General features: G+C 64.7%; 15 protein-coding genes. 9 read left to right on the top strand and 6 right to left on the bottom strand.

Going from position 1 to position 15569, the window contains the following annotated elements:
- From AC1RWI_RS20655 to AC1RWI_RS20680, 6 genes are all read right to left on the bottom strand, one after another.
- Nucleotides 1-227: twin-arginine translocation signal domain-containing protein (locus AC1RWI_RS20655; protein ID WP_492868476.1), on the bottom strand; the 227-nt coding region annotated here is incomplete at its 3' end.
- 61 nt (nucleotides 228-288) lie between these two features.
- The gene (locus AC1RWI_RS20660) at nucleotides 289-1110 is read right to left on the bottom strand and encodes an alpha/beta fold hydrolase (protein WP_043358219.1); all 822 of its coding nucleotides are present in this window, start codon (nucleotides 1108-1110) and stop codon (nucleotides 289-291) included.
- A gap of 217 nt (nucleotides 1111-1327) precedes the next feature.
- A complete protein-coding gene (locus AC1RWI_RS20665; RefSeq protein ID WP_043355453.1) occupies nucleotides 1328-2014 on the bottom strand; it encodes a hydrolase in 687 nt (228 codons plus the stop codon).
- 526 nt (nucleotides 2015-2540) lie between these two features.
- Nucleotides 2541-2747, bottom strand: coding sequence for a helix-turn-helix domain-containing protein (locus AC1RWI_RS20670; RefSeq protein WP_419188894.1), 207 nt, complete (start codon nucleotides 2745-2747; stop codon nucleotides 2541-2543).
- A 164-nt stretch (nucleotides 2748-2911) separates the two neighbouring features.
- Entirely contained in the window at nucleotides 2912-4231 is a 1320-nt protein-coding gene (locus tag AC1RWI_RS20675) for a type II toxin-antitoxin system HipA family toxin (RefSeq protein ID WP_492868383.1), read from the bottom strand.
- 4 nt (nucleotides 4232-4235) lie between these two features.
- Nucleotides 4236-4622 (bottom strand): helix-turn-helix domain-containing protein, encoded by a 387-nt coding sequence (locus AC1RWI_RS20680; protein WP_492868385.1) that lies wholly within the window; start codon nucleotides 4620-4622, stop codon nucleotides 4236-4238.
- Nucleotides 4623-4979: 357 nt separating this feature from the next.
- Between AC1RWI_RS20680 and AC1RWI_RS20685 the strand changes: the two genes are divergently transcribed.
- The 9 genes from AC1RWI_RS20685 (at nucleotide 4980) to ertE (ending at nucleotide 15501) form a co-directional block, all read left to right on the top strand.
- On the top strand, nucleotides 4980-5477 hold the full coding sequence (locus AC1RWI_RS20685; protein WP_043355448.1) for a MarR family winged helix-turn-helix transcriptional regulator: 498 nt from the start codon (nucleotides 4980-4982) through the stop codon (nucleotides 5475-5477).
- A 27-nt stretch (nucleotides 5478-5504) separates the two neighbouring features.
- On the top strand, nucleotides 5505-7091 hold the full coding sequence (locus AC1RWI_RS20690) for an ABC transporter substrate-binding protein (protein WP_492868387.1): 1587 nt from the start codon (nucleotides 5505-5507) through the stop codon (nucleotides 7089-7091).
- Between the two features lie 111 nt (nucleotides 7092-7202).
- Nucleotides 7203-8144 (top strand): ABC transporter permease, encoded by a 942-nt coding sequence (locus tag AC1RWI_RS20695; RefSeq protein ID WP_492868389.1) that lies wholly within the window; start codon nucleotides 7203-7205, stop codon nucleotides 8142-8144.
- 86 nt (nucleotides 8145-8230) lie between these two features.
- Nucleotides 8231-9172 carry an ABC transporter permease gene (locus AC1RWI_RS20700; protein ID WP_043355442.1) on the top strand — a complete coding sequence of 314 codons (942 nt, stop codon included), beginning with the start codon at nucleotides 8231-8233 and terminating at the stop codon, nucleotides 9170-9172.
- A gap of 12 nt (nucleotides 9173-9184) precedes the next feature.
- Nucleotides 9185-10819 (top strand): ABC transporter ATP-binding protein, encoded by a 1635-nt coding sequence (locus tag AC1RWI_RS20705; RefSeq protein ID WP_492868391.1) that lies wholly within the window; start codon nucleotides 9185-9187, stop codon nucleotides 10817-10819.
- Nucleotides 10820-10844: 25 nt separating this feature from the next.
- Complete coding sequence (locus AC1RWI_RS20710) at nucleotides 10845-10967, top strand: hypothetical protein (RefSeq protein WP_269083402.1); 123 nt, start codon at nucleotides 10845-10847, stop codon at nucleotides 10965-10967.
- A 44-nt stretch (nucleotides 10968-11011) separates the two neighbouring features.
- Nucleotides 11012-12490 (top strand): M81 family metallopeptidase, encoded by a 1479-nt coding sequence (locus AC1RWI_RS20715; protein ID WP_492868393.1) that lies wholly within the window; start codon nucleotides 11012-11014, stop codon nucleotides 12488-12490.
- A gap of 354 nt (nucleotides 12491-12844) precedes the next feature.
- Nucleotides 12845-14200 carry a hydantoin-5-propionate amidohydrolase gene (ertD, locus tag AC1RWI_RS20720; RefSeq protein WP_043355437.1) on the top strand — a complete coding sequence of 452 codons (1356 nt, stop codon included), beginning with the start codon at nucleotides 12845-12847 and terminating at the stop codon, nucleotides 14198-14200.
- Between the two features lie 35 nt (nucleotides 14201-14235).
- Complete coding sequence (ertE, locus tag AC1RWI_RS20725; RefSeq protein ID WP_492868395.1) at nucleotides 14236-15501, top strand: N-carbamyl-l-glutamate amidohydrolase ErtE; 1266 nt, start codon at nucleotides 14236-14238, stop codon at nucleotides 15499-15501.
- Nucleotides 15502-15569: the final 68 nt, after the last annotated feature.

Here is a 15569-nt window from a genome sequence, read left to right on the forward strand (position 1 = left end):
ATCTCGTGCCGGGTGCCGACGGCGATGAACTTGCCGTCGCTGATGGCTACGGCTTCGGCCTGCGGGTTGGCGCGGTCGAGCGTGGCGAACTTGCCGTTGACGAGGATGAGCTCGGGCGTGCTGGTTTGGGTCATGGCGAAACTCCGGCTGGCGGCTGCCGCGCCGAGCGCGGCGGCGCCGGCAATGAACTGTCGGCGGGTCAGTGAGGCAAAAGGCGAGGAGGACAGGGAGGCATCAGATGCGCACAGGCCGTCCCGGCCTGTCTGCTGGTCGCGGGACGGCATGTTATCAGGCCGAGAGGAAGGCCAGCAGGTCGGCGTTGACCTTGTCGGCTTGCACCACGCACATGCCATGCGAGGCGCCCGGGTAGACCTTCAGCGTGGCGTTCTTGACGATCTTGGCGCTGAGCTTGGCCGCATCGTCGATCGGCACGATCTGGTCGTCATCGCCGTGCAGGATCAGCGTGGGCACGTCGATCTTCTTCAGGTCCTCGGTGTAGTCGACTTCCGAGAACTCCTTGATGCACAGGTACTGGCCCAGGATGCTGCCGGTCATGCCCTGCGCCCAGAACGCATCGATGGTGCCTTGCGAGACCTTGGCGCCGGGACGGTTGAAGCCGAAGAAGGGCACCGCCAGATCCTTGAAGAACTGCGAGCGGTTTTCAGCCGTGCTCTTGCGGATGCCGTCGAACACGTCCATCGGCAGGCCGCCGGGGTTGGACGGGGTCTTGACCATGATCGGCGGCACCGCGCCGATCAGCACGGCCTTGGACACGCGCTTGGTGCCGTGGCGCCCGATGTAGTGGGCCACCTCGCCACCGCCGGTGGAGTGGCCGACCAGCGCCGCGCCCTTCAGGTCCAGGGCTTCGATCAGCGCGGCCAGGTCGTCGGCATAGGTGTCCATGTCGTTGCCCTTGGCGGGCTGGTCGGAGCGGCCATGGCCACGGCGGTCATGCGCGATCACGCGGAAGCCGTGCTGCACCAGGAACAGCATCTGCGCGTCCCAGGCGTCGGCGTTCAACGGCCAGCCGTGCGAGAACACGACCGGGCGGCCGGTGCCCCAGTCCTTGTAGTAGATCCGGGTGCCATCCTTGGTAGTGATGGTGTTCATGCTGCTTGCTCCGGTATGGTGGGGTGCGGCGTGGCCCTGCGGCTTGCCGGCGGCAACGGCGGCGGTGCTGCCCAGGGCCGCGAGGGCGGCGGCGCCGGCCGTGCTGGCGCCGGATACCAGCAACTCGCGCCGCGATGGGTTCAGGGCTATGCCTTGCTGATTGGATTGCGCGCTCATGCTTGTCTGCCCGAGAGATAAGGGTGGTGTTGTGGGCGAATCAGCGTGCCGGCACCGGCGCGAGCGAGGCGTGCGGCGTGGCGGTACGTTGCTCGGCCTTGTGCACCATGGTGTAGGCGTAGTCCACGCCCATGCCGTAGGCGCCCGAGTGTTCCTTGGCCACCTTCATCACGGCGTCATAGGTGTCGCGGTGGGCCCAGTCGCGCTGCCATTCGAGCAGCACCTGCTGCCAGGTCACCGGCACCACGCCGGCCTGCACCATGCGCTGCATGGCGTAGTCGTGCGCTTCCTTGGTGGTGCCGCCGGAGGCGTCGGCCACCATGTAGATCTCGTAGTCGCCTTCGAGCATGGCGCACAGGGCAAAGGTGGTGTTGCAGACCTCCGTCCACAGGCCGGCGACGATGACCTTCTTGCGGCCGTTGGCGGCCAGCGCGTCGCGCACCTTCTGGTCGTCCCATGAGTTCATCGAGGTGCGTTCCAGCGTCTGCTGGCCGGGGAATACGTCCAGCAACTCGGGATAGGTGAAGCCGGAGAAGGATTCGCTTTCCACCGTGGTGATGGTGGTGGGGATGTTGAAGATCTTGGCGGCCTTGGCCAGTCCGACCACGTTGTTCTTCAACACCTGGCGGTCCATCGACTGCACGCCGAAGGCCATCTGCGGCTGCTGGTCGATGAAGATCAGCTGGCTGTTTTGCGGGGTCAGTACTTCGAGCTTGGCGTTGGTCATGATTTCTTCCTGAAGTTGGGTTGGCGGGATCGTGCCGGCATGGCGCGGCACAGGCGACGGCCGATCCCCGGTCGGGTGCGGCGCGGGAGTGTGGCGGATCTCTGCACAAGCACCTCGAACAAAGGTTAAGGCTGCATGATGCTCGTCGCCATTGTCTTTTCGTATTAGTCAACCGCTGTCGGGGCGTACATGGGCATGGTGAGCGCCGCTCATGCGCGGATCAACGGCCCGAGTCCGGGAATCCAGCGGAATTCCTGTCCTTTGACGCCGATAAGGCCAGGACCCGGAGAAGCGACGTGCGCGGCGCCGATCCAAACGCCGACCTGCGTCTGCGTTTGAGGCCCGGCCAGGCCAGGCAGCCTGGCCAATACCGGATTGCCAGGAGGATCAGCGTAAGGCTAGGCGCGGGGGAAGGGGGCGTCTATTGCCCTTTGGTATGAGGCGATCATACCGGCGAGCTGTCGCATCGCCATGGGCCGGCGGCGGCGGTAAAGGCTTGCGGCCTGCCAGTTTTGTGTTGGCGCTCTCACCTTACGTCGAAGTCTTTTGCCATTTGGGCCCGGCCCAGGTGCGGACGCCCGGCTTCGGTCAGACCGAGGCGATGCGTGGCTCGCCGCAGTAGCTGCCGCCCCGGGCGCGATTCCATGCGGGCGATTGCGCGACTCAGTACGGAAGGTGTGTCTTGCGCAACAAACCGGACACAGGGCGGAGGAATGATGAGGAATAGGCGCAAGCGTGAAAACCGGCGACGGTGAATGGAGGATGCTGCGCTACGCGCGGCGCGACATCTTGATCGATTGGCCGTTCGGCGGACGTCAGCAGTGTCGGCGTGAGTTGCGCCGATCTCTCGTGCACGGTCTCGACCCTGGTCCCCGAGGAATGGTTGCGCTTGCGCGCTCAGAGTTTAAACAGGCGCAGGCGTCCGGCGCGCGCCTCAATCTCCTTCGGTGCCACTTTCCAGAGTCGGCCCAGCGCCGCCCAGCCGCTGAACACATCGACGGTGCGCTCGATCACTGCCTTGGGGCCGGTCACATCGAATTTCTTGCCGAAACCGATGAGGTCGTCCACGGTGAAATTGTCTGCCTTGCCACCGATGGTCATCTGGTGCTGCAGCGTGTAACCCGTGCCTGCGGAGAACGTCAGGTCATAGGCCGGTGACAGGCTCCATTCGCCGGTGGGTGACATCAGGAAAGCGAAGTTCTTCACGTGGTCGTCCTGGTTGCGCCCCACGACATTGAAGATCATCCGGCGGTAAGCTTCCTCAATCGCTGCATGGGGCATCTGGAAGGCCCGGATCCGGCGGAAGTACTGGTCATAGCTGTAGGCGCGCGGGATGTTGTAGTCGATGTGCGTGAGGCCGGCCAGGCTGTGCATATGCACTCGGCCACCGTCTTCGCTGCGATCGAATCGCTTGGTCAGGAAGTGGAATCTGCCGTTGTCCTCTTCGATGAAGTCGACCGGCGCCATGTCGATGCCGAGTTCTTTCGCCAGGAGAGCGTAGGTATATTCAACCCGGTTGAAAGGCTGGGCGTGATGGTCATTCGGGTTGGCTGACTCGACGCCGCCGAACTTGATCAGCCAGCTTTCCTCGCCCTTGCGCGGTTTGACGAACGCGGAACGGATCTGCTTGTCCCGACGGTTCCAGAGAATCAGCGCCTTGGCCCGCGCGCCGCCCGCGCTTGCGCCAATCCGCATCAGTTCCTGGATCGCGCCATCCTGTTCGCCGGCCACGAGCTTGCGCGCGGCCTCCACCAGTGCGCCAACCTCAAGGGCTTCGCTCTCGCCTGCCGTCGCCCGCCGGTCGATCCTGGGCCGGAACTCGAGCGCCCCCATTGCGCGGTCGCCGATATAAAGCAGGCGCTGAACCGGACTCATCGCCTTGTCAGGCTCGCCTCGGTCCTCGAAATACTTCTTGATGATCAGGTTGCCGAAGGTGTCCGGCAGCGCGTCCGCCAGGACGCCAGGCAGACCCAGAAACGCGTTGACCCGCCGCAGTTCGGGAAATTCGAACGTGCCAGACTGGGGTGGCAGGAACTCCGGCGAAATGCTCGGCCCCCCGGTGCCCAGGTACTCCAGGTCATAGTTGAAGCCGATCCGGCCGCTATCGAACTCAGTGACGGCACCCACGGCCTGACCGCGCATGAGGACATGGGCGCTGGCGATAACGCCTTGTACCGGACGGGCGCGCTGCGGCGAGCGCGACTTTCTTTGCGTCACCAAACTAGCGCTCCTTGGGCTTATAGGCGCGCTTGCGGACTTCGCCTCGCGCAGACAGCGCTTCGCTTGATGGCAAGGTATCCGGGAAGGCTGCGTCCAGGCTGCCGATCATGCTCAGCGCTCGCAACACCTTTACCAGCGTGGATACGCGCACATCCCGTCCGGCCTCCAGGTCGCCCAGGGCGGTCCGGCCGATGCCGGCGCGCTTCGCCAGGTCTTCGATCGTGAAGTTGCGTTCTATGCGCTTGGAGCGCAGGCGGACCCCGATTTCAGCGGCAATTTCATCACCTGTCGATGTGCTTCGAATAGCAGGCATAACGTATTTAATATTGTCATTGCGCCTGCAAAGGCGGTTATTTTGTACGGTAGTACAATCAGGGTGATATGTCAAGACACGCGTCGATAAGCTTGCTATAGCGGGCGTATTGTGCCTGAGACGACGTAACTACCGGAATAGAAGGCGTAACGATGCAATAAGCGGTGTGGTGTAGGCCCCGCCGCATGGGGCTATCGCACCGATGCGACTCTAGGCTTCGCACGCGCAGGCAAATGTCTCGCGCCTGACGGAGCCGATAGTCAGCAGGGCATCAAGACGTAGCAGGTGGTTTCCCCGCTCAGACCACACGATGCGGCAGGCCTGCTGCGAGAGACCAGATACGCCCATGCGTAGGTATTTGTACTTGGTTGCAACAAGCATCTATTGCAACGAGAATCTTTTGTCAATATCTACTGATTTTTGAAGACTGATATGCCAGCCTCGGATCATCCCATCCTCGAATACCTGTCGTTCCGCCTCGATCGCCTGAGCGAGTTGAGCAAAGCGGCGGGTTCGCAATATTACGAGAACGAATTCGGCGTCACGGTGCGGGATCTGCGCGTGCTGCGGCTGGTTGCGCTGGAGCCGGGCCTGACCCTGGGCCGGCTCATCGAGCTTTCCTTGCTCGAGAAGACGCTGGTGTCGAAGCTCGTCAGTGCACTGGTGCGGCAAGGGCTGCTGAGGCGGCAGATCGGTGAAGTCGATGCCCGGCAGATAAATCTGTTCCTGAGCGCCGAGGGCGAGAGCATGGTCAAGCGCACCTACGAGCGCGGCAACACGCTCGAAAAGGATTTTCTTGCGACGCTGACCGAGGCCGAGCTCAAGATTTTCAATCGCTGCATCGACAAGTTGACGGATACGCTGGAGCGCCGCGCGAAGAATGCCGGCAGCGACGATCCGGGCAGCGCCAAGCCCAAGCGGGCCGCATAGATTCTTCATTCCCGCGGAGGGATATCCATGCTCTATCAATCGTTCAGGGGGTGGGCGGCCGCCTTGCTGATCGCAGCCGCCGCCGGCACCGCCGGCACCGCGGGGGCGCAAGCGCCGGTCAGCACACTGCGCACGGTGCCGACATCGGATCTCAAGGTGCTCGACCCGATCTGGACCACGGCCACTATTTCGCAGAATCATGGCTACATGATCTATGACACGCTGTTCGGGCTGGACGCGCAAGGCAAGGTGCAGCCGCAGATGGTGGACAAGTTCACTGTCGGCAAGGACAACCGGACCTGGAATTTCACGCTCCGTCCGGGCCTGGCGTTCCACGACGGCAAGCCGGTGACGGGAGACGATGTTGTCGCTTCCCTCTCGCGATGGGCCAGGCGCGATGCGCTCGGCCAGCGTATGTTCGCCGCGCTGGAAGCGATCGAGGCGGTTCCTCCCAACGGCTTCCGGCTTGTCTTTCGCCAGCCGTTCCCGCTGGTGCTGGATGCCCTTGCCAAGCCGAACACCAGCGCGCCGTTCATCATGCCCAAGCGGGTGGCCGAGACGCCGGCCGACAAGCAGATCGACGACTACACCGGGTCCGGCCCCTTCATCTTCAAAAAGGATGAATTCCGTCCTGGCGAGAAGGTGGTTTATGTCAGGAACGCGCAGTACCGCCCGCGCTCGGAACCCCCGTCGGGCACGGCCGGAGGCAAGCGGGTCTATGTGGACCGTGTCGAATGGGTCATCCTCAAGGACGAGCAGACGCAGGTCAACGCGCTGCTCAGCGGCGAGGTGGACATGCTCGAACTGTTGCCGTCCGGGCAGTATGACGCGCTACGCAAGAATGCTGCGATAGCGCTGCTGAAGCTGGCTGGCGGCATGGCAACCCTGCACCTGAACCATCTCGTTGCGCCGTTCAACGATCCGCGCATCGCGCGGGCGGCATTGCTTGCCATCAACCAGGACGCGATGATGCGCGCGCAATGGCTTCACCGCGAACTCTATAGCACCTGCGTCTCGATCTACCCCTGCGGCACGATGTATTCCAGCCAGAATGCCGGCGGCTTCACCGGCAAGCCGCAGTTCGAGAAGGCCAGGCAGTTGCTCAAGGAGGCGGGCTACAACGGCAAGCCGGTGGTGTTGCTCTATCCATCCGACCTCGCCTCTCTCAACAAGTATCCCGTCGTCTATGCGCAGTTGCTAAAGCAGGCCGGATTCAACGTGGATCTGCAGACCATGGACTGGTCCACCCTGATCACGCGCCGGGCGAAGAAGGATGCGCCCGACAAGGGCGGATGGAATGCCTTCATCAGCGTGTGGCCGGATGCCACGCTGCTCAACCCGATGTTCATGTCCTTCCTCACGGGGAACGGCGAGAAGGGGTGGTTTGGCTGGGCCACCGACAACAAGCTGGAGGAACTGAAGTCGGCGTTCTCGGGCAGTGCCGATCCGGCTGAGCGAAAGCGCCTGGCCGAAGAGATCCAGTTGCGCGTCTACGAGACTGGGTTGATGGCGCCGATTGGCCAGGGCTGGCTGACAACGGCGGTGCGCAAGGGCGTAGTGGACGGCGTGGTGCCTGCGCCGGCGTTCGTGTACTGGAACATCCGCAAGCACTGAGCGAACAGCCTCGACAGCACGCCGCGCAGCCCGGCGCGACTCCCTCCATGACTTCGTCCCGAACGGCACCCGTTCGTCGGGTGCCCCTGCGAACAATGTTCTGAGTTGACCATGGCCTTCTTCGTGTTGCGTCGCTTGATCGCGACCTTGCCCGTCCTCGTGATCGTGGCTTTCATTGTCTTCCTGATGTTGAGGCTGACGCCGGGAGACCCTGCCGCGGCGATCGTCGGCGACGCCGGCACGGCTGCCGACATCGCACGAATCCGGCTGCAACTCGGGCTGGACCAGTCGCTCGCCCACCAGTTCCTGGCCTGGGCGGCCCGCCTTGTCCACGGCGACCTGGGTGAATCGTTCTACCTGAAGCGCAGCGTCAGCGAGCTGATCGCGCAGCGGCTCGAGCCGACGGTGGCGCTCGCGGGGGTGACGATCACGCTGGCGGTACTGATCGCGGTGCCGCTCGGGGTGCTTGCCGCGTGGCGGCATGGTGGCTGGCTGGACCGGTGCCTGATGAGTTTTTCGGTCCTCGGTTTTTCGATTCCGGTGTTCGTGGTCGGCTATCTGATGATCTGGGGTTTTTCGCTCAAGCTCGGCTGGCTGCCGGTGCAGGGATACGCACGCCTCTCCGAGGGCCTGGGCGCCTGGCTGCGTCAGCTGGTGGTGCCCGCCGTGACGCTGTCAATCGTCGACATCGCGCTGATAGCGCGCGTCACGCGTGCCGCGGTTGCCGAAGCGCTGACCGAGGATCACGTGCGCACGGCGCGTGCCAAAGGCATCCCCGAGTATCGGGGGCTGATCCGGCATGCATTGGCCAATGCGGCGGTGCCCATTGTCACGGTGATCGGCGTGGGCGTCGCGCTGCTAGTCGGCGGCGTGGTCATCACCGAGACGGTGTTCGCCATTCCTGGCCTGGGCGCATTGACCGTGGAAGCCATCCTGTCGCGCGACTATCCGGTAATCCAGGGTGTGACGCTGTTTTTCTCCTTCGTCTACGTGCTGGTCAATCTCCTGGTCGATCTCAGCTACATCTTTTTCGATCCGCGTATTCGCTATTGAACATCGCTATTGAGCTATTGAGCTATTGAGCTATTGAGCTATTGAGCTATTGAGCTATTGAGCTATTGAGCAGTTGAGGTTCCGACATGTCCACCGATTTCCTCTCAAGCAGCCTCCCGGCCCTGCGGGCGTCCGGGCCGGCGCGCCGTCCCTCCTTGTGGCGCCTGGCGTTGTGCAATACCAGTGTGCGCCTCGGCTTGGGCGCCCTGATCCTGTTGGCGCTCCTCGCGGCCGGCGCGCCATGGCTTTACACCATCGATCCCACGTCCATGGATCCGGCCGCCGCCAATCTGGCGCCGCTCACGCATGGCGAGTTCCTCAGCCTTAGCGCCGCCGAACCGATCCAGCGCTGGTTCCTGTTCGGCACCGACAGCCTGGGCCGGGACGTCTGGAGCCGCGTCCTGTACGGGACACGCGTTTCGCTGGCCGTAGGCGGTGCGGTTGCGGTGTTGTCGCTGTGCCTGGGGCTGGCGATCGGGGCGTTCTGCGGCTATTTCAGGCGCGTCGACGGGTTGGTGATGCGCGTGATGGACGGCATGATGGCCATTCCGGGCACCCTGTTCGCCATCGTTCTGGTGGCTTTGTGGCGACCGAGCCTGATGACGGTGATCTTCGCCATCACCGTGCCCGAGATACCCCGCGTCGCGCGACTGGTGCGATCGGTGGTGCTGACGGTACGCGAAGAGCCGTACGTGGAGGCTGCCATCGCGCTCGACAGCACGGTGCCTGCCCTGATGTTCCGCCATATCCTGCCTAATGCCATCGGGCCCTTGATCGTGCAAGGCACGTACGTTTGCGCCGCCGCCATGCTGGTGGAGGCCGGCATGTCGTTTCTTGGCATCGGATTGCCGCCGGAGATCCCGACCTGGGGAAACATCATGGCCGAGGGCCGGTCGCAGTTCAACAGCTATCCCCATACCGTATTGCTGCCGGGCCTGTTCCTCGCGGCAAGCGTGCTGGCCGTCAATATGCTGGGCGATGGGCTGCGCGACACCCTCGACCCTAAATTCAGCAAGCGTGGGAGGTAAAGGATGCAGGCCATGGAACGGACGGCAGTGACGGGTACCGGACCGGTACTGGCGGTGCGGGACCTCTGGGTCACGCTGCCGGCCGGCAGTGACCGGCCGCTGGCGGTGCGGCACATCAGCTTCGAGGTGGCGCCGGGCCGCATCATGTGCCTGCTCGGTGAATCCGGTTCCGGCAAGTCAGTGATCGCCCAGGCGGTCATGGGGCTGCTGCCGCCCACGCTCAAGCCATGCGCGGGACGCATCGAGCTTCTGGGCGAGAACTTGCTTGAAGCCAGCACGCGGCGCCTGCGCGCGCTACGCGGGGTCGCCATGGCGATGGTGTTCCAGGAGCCGATGACGGCACTCAACCCGGTGATGACCTGCGGCGAGCAGGTGGACGAGGTACTGGCCTGGCATACCGATCTGCGGCCGGCAGAGCGCCGCGCGCGCATCCTGGAGATCTTCGCGCGCACGCGGCTGCCCGAGCCTGAGCGGATCTACAGCGCATATCCGCATCAGTTGTCCGGCGGACAGCGCCAGCGGATCGTGATCGCGATCGCGATGATTCTCAGGCCGGCGCTGCTGATCTGCGATGAGCCGACCACCGCGCTGGATGTCACGACCCAGGCCGAAATCCTCAAGCTGATCCGCGAATTGCAGGCCGAGAGCGGCACCGCCGTGCTGTTCATCACCCACGATTTCGGCGTGGTCGCGGAGATTGCGGACGATGTCGCGGTACTCCAGCTGGGAGAGCTGATCGAGCAGGGCCCGAAGGAAGCCGTGCTGCGCCGCCCGCAGGAGCCTTACACGAAGATGCTGCTCGGCGCGGTTCCCCGGTTGCGCCCTGCCGGTCGGCCGCAAGTCAAGGCGGCGGCGCCGCTGCTCAAGGCGAGCGGCCTTGCCAAAACCTATGTGACGGGAAGCTGGCCCGCCAGGCGCGGGATCGTGCAGGCGGTGCAGGATGTCGCGCTGGCGGTGCACGCCGGCGAGACGGTAGGCATCGTCGGCGAATCGGGATCGGGAAAATCGACGGTGGCACGCTGCATCGCGCGGCTGATCGAGCCGTCCGCCGGCGAGATCTGGGCGCAGGGGCGCTCCATGGCCAAGGCGGCGAAACGCGACATATCCGCCTTCCGGCGCACGGTCCAGGTGGTGTTCCAGGATCCCTACCGTTCCTTGAACCCGCGCCAGACGGTGGGCGCATCGATCGTGGAAGGCCCGCTGAACTTCGGCGTGCCGGCGCGCCAGGCCTGGGCCCGCGCGGAGGAGCTCATGCACCTGGTACGCCTGAACCCGGACGCGCTGCAGCGCTATCCCAGCGAGTTTTCGGGCGGGCAGCGCCAGCGCATCTGCATTGCGCGCGCGCTCGCCTGCGACCCCGAGGTGCTGATCGCGGATGAGGCCGTGTCCGCGCTTGATGTTTCCGTGCAGGCCCAGATCATCGCGCTGCTCAACGACATCCAGCAGCGGCTGAAGCTCGGCATTCTGTTCATTACGCACGACCTGCGCGTCGCCAGCCAGATTTGCGACCGCGTGATCGTCATGCGCCAAGGGCGCATCGTCGAGCAGGGAAGCGCCCGCGATATTTTCCTTTCGCCCAGGCAGCCGTACACGCAAGCCCTGCTTGCGGCCGCGCCGGGCCAGGACTACGAATTCGGTGCCGGCTGATGCACCTTCACCCAGCAACGACACCATGACAACCGTGACGACCGCACTCAATGAACTGAGTGCCACGACGATGCTCGACCTCTACGCCAGCAAGGCACTATCGCCAGTGGAGGTGACGCAAGCCGTTCTGGCGCGCACGGAAACCTGAGCGCGTCGCGTGACGCTGAAATCGACCCAACCGAAGGAGCAAAGATGCGGCTGCTGCTTGCCTCGTTCAAACACGAGACCAACACGTTTTCACCGGTTCCCACGCCGTTCCAGCGTTTTTTTCGCGACGGTGCGGTCCTTGGCGGCGCCGAGGCGATCGCCGCGCGGCGTGGCACAGGCACCGCGATGGGCGGCTTTATCGAAGTGGCGCAACGCCTTGGCGCCCACATGGTGGTGCCGGTGGTGGCCGAAGCATCTCCAAGCGGCCCGGTCGATCCGCAGGCCTACGAGCGCATCTGCGGGCTGATCGTGCAGGCGGCGGCCAGCGAGGCATTCGACGGCATCCTGCTGGACTTGCACGGCGCCATGGTGACGCCCGATTACGAGGACGGGGAGGGCGAACTGCTGCGGCGCCTGCGAGACGTGCAGCCGGATACGCCGATCGGCGTCACGCTGGACATGCACGCCAACCTGTATCCGGAGATGATCTCCCGCGTCACCGTGCTGACCGGATATCACACTTACCCGCACGTCGACATGGCAGCCGCCGGCAAGCGCGCCGCGGAACTGTTGTGCCGCGCCATCCAGGGGGAAATCCGTCCGGTATTGGCATGGGATAACCGTCCCATGCTCCCGCATGTGATGCGCCAGGGCACGCACGCCGAGCCCAATCGCTCCTTGCAGGCATCGTGCATCGCGCTCGAACAGGCGGGTTGCGGCATTCTCGCCGCCTCAATGTTCACCGGATTTCCCCACGCCGATGTCCGCAATGCGGGCCTGTCCGCGGTCATCTGCGCCGATGCGGACGGCGTCGGCGCCTGGCAGGCCTGCCAGGCGCTGCTGGACCAGGCATGGGACCAACGCTCCCGTTTTCTATACCATGGCGCGCCGCTGGCCGAAACCGTCGCCCGCGCCAAGGCGGCCGAAGGCAGCCCGGTAGTGCTGCTGGACCACTGCGACAATGTGGCGTCGGGCGGCACGATGGATACCACCGCGGTTCTCCGGGAGGTGCTTCGGCAAGAACTCACGGACGCTGTTTTCTATGCGATTCACGATCCCCTTGCTGTCGAAGAGGCGATTCTGGCCGGCATCGGCAACGAGGTCTCGCTTGCGCTTGGCGGGCGGACCGTCCTGCAGGCAACGGGGGATCGCAATGAGCCCATCCGGCTCACCGCGCGCGTGCGTCTTATCAGCGATGGGCGTTTCCATCTGCGCGGCCCCATGAATGCGGGGGTGGAGGCGAGCACCGGCAAGACGGTAGTGCTGGATGCCGGTACGATCCAGGTCATCGTGGTCTCCTCGCACATGGAACCCTTCGATCTCAGCTGCTTCCAGGCACTCGGCATCGATCCCGCGCGCAAGAAGTTCCTGGTGATGAAGAGCCGCGTTCACTGGCGCGCCGGCTTTGGCGACCTGGCGGCGCATGTCTTCGAGTGCGACAGCATTGGCGTGACGACTTCCGATTTCGGCAAGCTGACTTTCGAGAACGTGCGGCGGCCGATCTATCCCCTTGACGACATCTAGGGTGGCAGGCAGGCCAGCCTGATTCGTCGCGGCGTCCGGCAGCGGCGGTCGACCGAGGGCAGGGCAGCCGGGACTGCGCATCGGCCGGCCTCCAATGCGAACTCGCGCGACGTCGCGATAGCGCTGCACAGCAGCCACCTATTCACCCACCTCCATGACTGCCCCAAGCGGGTTCACATCCTTGCCCGAGCATGCCCGGATTTCGGTCCGCGTGGAAGATGCCCGCACGGCCCGGAGGCAGACGCTCAAGTCATAACATTTGCTCAACGCCTTCACACATATTGGCATAGGACGTGCTGGCATATCGCTCACTACACTACCGGGATCTAAACAGCACGAACCGACAGGAGTGTCATGGGCGATTTTGATCTGGTGGTACGAGGCAGACTTGTGGAAGCGCACGGCGTGGTGGACGATGGCTGGCTGGCGGTACGCGAGGGGAGGGTTGCGGCACGCGGCACCGGTGCGGCGCCGGCTGCGCGCGATACGGTGGATGCGCGTGGTCAATGGGTCTTGCCCGGGGTCATCGATGGACAGGTCCACTCGGGCAGCCAACGCGACCAGGAAGGTCTGGGCTGGGCATCCCGCGCGGCCGCCGCCGGTGGCGTGACGGTGATGGTCGACATGCCCTACGACGACCCCGAGCCGGTCGCGGCGCGCGCCCAACTGGACGCCAAGATCGCACAAGCCGAGCGGGACTGCCATGTGGACGTGGCCCTGTTTGGCACGTTGAATGCCACCCACGGCCTGCAGGCCGCCGCCGGGCTGATCGAGGGCGGCGTCTGCGCCTTCAAGTTTTCGACCTTCGAGGCCACGCCCGGGCGTTTCCCCCGCGTCGCGGAAGATGATCTCTATGAGGCCTTCCGCCTGATCGCGCCGACGGGGTTGGCCTGCGGTGTCCACAATCAGATGCAGGAGCTGACGCGCAAGAACATCGCCCGCATGACCGAAGCGGGCGACACCGGCTGGGATGCCTTCCTGCGTGCCCACACGCCGTTGATCGAGAACCTGGCAACCGGCATCATCTATGAGATCGGCGCGCAAACCGGCGCGCGCGCGCATGCCGTCCATGTGTCCACGTCGCGCGGCTTCGAGCTGTGCAATATGTACCGCCGCGCGGGCCACCACGCCAGCATCGAAACGTGCGTGCAATACCTCATGCTGAACCACGAGGAGCATACGCGCCGCTTCGGCGCCAGGACCAAGCACTATCCGCCGATTCGGCCCAAAGCCGAGGTGGACTTGTTGTGGACGCACATCGCGCGTGACGAGTGCACCTTCGTCTCTTCGGACCACGTCAGCTGGGGGCTGGAGCGCAAGCAGGATCCCAATGTGTTCAAGAATGCGTCTGGCGGGCCGGGTCTGGAAACGTTGCTGCCCGCCTTCTGGACCGGCTGCGAAGAGCATGGCATCACGCCGGCCATGGTGGCCAGGCAGCTCTGCCGGAACCCCGCGCGCCACTTCCTGCTGGACGACCGGAAGGGCTCGCTGGCGGTTGGCTACGATGCCGATATCGTGATCCTTGCCCCCGAGCGCCATGCCTTCGATCCCTCCGGCAGCCTGTCGGCCGTGCAATGGAGTGCGTTCGAAGGCCGCGAGTTCAGCGTGCGCGTGGCCGGCACCTGGTGCCGCGGCCAACAGGTCTACGACGGCAAGCGCATCGTCAACAACCCGGGCGATGGCCGTTTCCTGCGCCCCTACGCGGCTTGAGCCCGCATCGCCTGTCACTACGCATATTGGAATCCATGTCGAATACTCTCCCTCCCTTGAATGCCGAGCGCCTGTGGGCGCGGGTCGAAACGCTGTCGCGCATGACGCAGCCCGAGGTTCCCTGGACCCGCCGGGCTTTTTCGCCGATGTTTGCGCAAGCGCGCGCCTGGCTGCGCCAGGAGTTCGAAGCCGCTGGCCTGGCGGTGCATCAGGACGCCGGCGGCAACCTCGTGGGCCGGCGCGCCGGGCGCGATCCGCAGCGCAAGCCGATTGTCACGGGGTCGCATTGCGACACGGTGGTCGGCGGTGGGCGCTTTGACGGCATCATCGGCGTGCTGGCTGGCATCGAGGTCGCGCATGCGATGCACGAGCATGGCGTCACGCTGGCGCACCCATTCGAGGTAATCGACTTCCTGTCGGAAGAACCCAGCGACTACGGCATCTCCTGCGTGGGCAGCCGCGCGCTGTCGGGCCAGCTTCATGCGGATATGTTGTCGGCCAGCGATGCGAAAGGGGAAACGCTCGCCGAAGGCATACGCCGTATCGGTGGCGACCCGGCGGCGCTGGGCGCGCCCCTGCGCGGCGCCGGCGGCACCGCGGCATTCGTGGAACTGCACATCGAGCAAGGGCCGGTGCTGGAAACCCGCAAGCTGCCGATCGGCGTGGTGACCAATATCGTGGGCATTCGCCGCGCGCTGATCACGGTCAAGGGCCAGCCTGACCACGCCGGCACCACACCGATGGACATCCGGCGCGATGCGCTGGTCGGTGCCGCGCGCATCATCGACGCCGCCCACCGTCACGCCAGTGCGCTCAGTGGAAATCCGCACTACGTCGTTGCCACCATCGGCCGCATCGCGATGACGCCGAATGTACCCAATGCCGTGCCGGGCCACGTGGAACTGATGCTGGAGCTTCGCAGCGACAGCGAGCAGGTGCTGGGCAGTTTTCCAGAGGCGCTCATGGCTGGCGTGGCGCCCGACATCGCCGCGCTGCGGCTGACCGTGGACATGTCGCCGGTCAGCCGGGCGCGGCCCACCGACTGCTCGCCAGTGGTCATGGATGCGGTGGAAGCTGCCGCCAACCGGCTCGGCTATGCCTCGATGCGCTTGCCAAGCGGCGCGGGCCACGACGCGGTGTATATGGCACCCACGGGCCCGATCGGCATGATCTTCATTCCTTGCCTGAATGGCCGCAGCCATTGCCCGGAAGAATGGATCGACCCCTCGCAGCTGCTCGATGGCACACGCGTGCTGTATCAGTCCGTGCTGGAACTGGACACGGTACTCACTCGCGCCTGACGTGTCTGATGCAGTGCCTGATGCGTGCCGGCATCCTGTGGATGCCGCCACGCAAGCTTCGCTGCCAG

The sequence above is a fragment of the Cupriavidus sp. MPR-AND1C genome (assembly GCF_058809705.1).

Bases quoted from the DNA above. Each gene is read 5' to 3' on its own strand.
- AC1RWI_RS20660 (WP_043358219.1), bottom strand. From the start codon at position 1,110: ATGAACACCATCACTACCAAGGATGGCACCCGGATCTACTACAAGGAC.
- AC1RWI_RS20665 (WP_043355453.1), bottom strand. From the start codon at position 2,014: ATGACCAACGCCAAGCTCGAAGTACTGACCCCGCAAAACAGCCAGCTG.
- AC1RWI_RS20685 (WP_043355448.1), top strand. From the start codon at position 4,980: ATGCCAGCCTCGGATCATCCCATCCTCGAATACCTGTCGTTCCGCCTC.
- AC1RWI_RS20690 (WP_492868387.1), top strand. From the start codon at position 5,505: ATGCTCTATCAATCGTTCAGGGGGTGGGCGGCCGCCTTGCTGATCGCA.
- AC1RWI_RS20695 (WP_492868389.1), top strand. From the start codon at position 7,203: ATGGCCTTCTTCGTGTTGCGTCGCTTGATCGCGACCTTGCCCGTCCTC.
- AC1RWI_RS20700 (WP_043355442.1), top strand. From the start codon at position 8,231: ATGTCCACCGATTTCCTCTCAAGCAGCCTCCCGGCCCTGCGGGCGTCC.
- AC1RWI_RS20705 (WP_492868391.1), top strand. From the start codon at position 9,185: ATGGAACGGACGGCAGTGACGGGTACCGGACCGGTACTGGCGGTGCGG.
- AC1RWI_RS20710 (WP_269083402.1), top strand. From the start codon at position 10,845: ATGACAACCGTGACGACCGCACTCAATGAACTGAGTGCCACGACGATG.
- AC1RWI_RS20715 (WP_492868393.1), top strand. From the start codon at position 11,012: ATGCGGCTGCTGCTTGCCTCGTTCAAACACGAGACCAACACGTTTTCA.
- ertD (WP_043355437.1), top strand. From the start codon at position 12,845: ATGGGCGATTTTGATCTGGTGGTACGAGGCAGACTTGTGGAAGCGCAC.
- ertE (WP_492868395.1), top strand. From the start codon at position 14,236: ATGTCGAATACTCTCCCTCCCTTGAATGCCGAGCGCCTGTGGGCGCGG.